Genomic DNA, 1,522 nt, shown 5'->3' with positions numbered 1-1,522 from the left:
TGCCCCGCCGCCGCCGTGTCCATAAGCCAGATGAGTTCCCCCTCGGTTGTGATATGGCTGGCGGGTTCCGCCGGGTCGCCCGCGCGCACCTTCGCGAACGCGGCGCGCTTGGCCGCGCCCGCCAGCATGAACACCACATGGCGGCTGGAATGGATGGCGGGATAGGTCAGGGTCAGGCGCGTATGCGGCGCGTCATCGGGCACGCAGGTCGAAACCCACAGCTTCCTTTCCTCCAGCACCGGCTGGCGCGGGAAAAGCGAGGCGGTATGCCCGTTATCGCCCAGCCCCAGCATCACCACGTCGAATAGCGGGCGGCCGGGTTCGAGCGTGGTCGCGCCATAAACCTTCTCCAGCTCCGCCTGGTATTTCGCCGCCGCCTGCGCCGGGTCGCCCGAGGTAGGCATGGGATGCACGTTTTCCGCCGGCACCGGCACATGGGCCAGCATCTCGGTCTCGACCATGTGGTAGTTGCTGGCCGGATCTCCCGGCGGCACGAAGCGTTCATCACCAAAGAAGAACTGCGTCCGCGCCCACGGGAAGCGGTCGCGATACGCGTCCGAGGCCAGAATCTGGTACAGCCGCTTAGGCGTGGAGCCCCCTGACAGCGCCAGAACGAACGGGCCGTCCTTTTTGGCCAGCGCCTGTCCGGTCAACCATTTCGCCATATGCTGCGCGATGGCCTCCGCATCCGGCAGGACCACCATCGCCCCCGTCTTCACGTCATGTCCGCCCGTCATGTCATGCATCTCCCAGCACGTATTTCTCGATCCCGTTGGCGAACCCTTCCTCCTCGCACGATGTCGAGACATGGGTCGCCTGTGCCTGCACCTCCGCGCTGGCCTGCCCCATGGCGATGGACATGCCGCTCTTGCGGAACATCAGCACGTCATTGGGCTGGTCGCCCAGCGTGACCATCTGCGCGGCGGGAATGCCCAGCAGGCGTTCAAGCGTCATCACCACGCCGCCCTTGTTGGCGTCCCTGTTCGTCACATCCACGTAATAGGGCTGCGACAGGGCGGCGGACGCCGTATCGCCCAGCGCCTGCTGGAGATCATGCTCAAGGCGCTTCATCAGCGCGAGATCGTCGCTCACCCCGGTGATCTTGACCACCTGATCCAGCTTTTCATCCACCTTGCCCACCACGGGCGGGAATTTCACGGTCCACTGTTCGCGCGCGACATGCGGGGCCTCGCTGTTCGAGACGATCCAGTCATTGCCGTTATAGACCACGGATCCGCCTTGTGGTCGCGGATGATGCCGATGACCCTGCGCGCCGTATCGGCCGGCAGGGTCCGCGCCTCGATCACGGTAAAATCGGGCCGGACCATCATGCCGCCATTGAAGCCCGCGATCGGCTCGGAAATCCTGAGCGGATCAATGACCATCTTCATGCCCTTGGGCGGGCGGCCGCTGGTGATGGTGAACAGGATGCCGCGCTCACGCAGGCGTTCGACGGCGCGGATCGCCCGCGGGGTCAGGATCTTGTCCTTCGTGACCAGGGTGCCATCCACATCCGCCAGTA

1 protein-coding gene and 1 pseudogene are annotated in these 1,522 nt (G+C 65.0%); both read right to left on the bottom strand.

Going from position 1 to position 1,522, the window contains the following annotated elements; translation table 11 throughout:
- The coding region (gene pgl / locus JCM25156_RS16340; RefSeq protein WP_025813960.1) for a 6-phosphogluconolactonase at positions 1-746 on the bottom strand (746 nt) is incomplete at its 3' end.
- A pseudogene (locus JCM25156_RS25490) lies at positions 739-1,520 on the bottom strand (Cof-type HAD-IIB family hydrolase). The gene pgl and the pseudogene JCM25156_RS25490, both read right to left, overlap by 8 nt.
- Positions 1,521-1,522 lie beyond the last annotated feature (2 nt).

This window comes from Komagataeibacter kakiaceti JCM 25156, from assembly GCF_000613305.1.
This window is presented reverse-complemented; position numbering and strand designations above follow the sequence as displayed.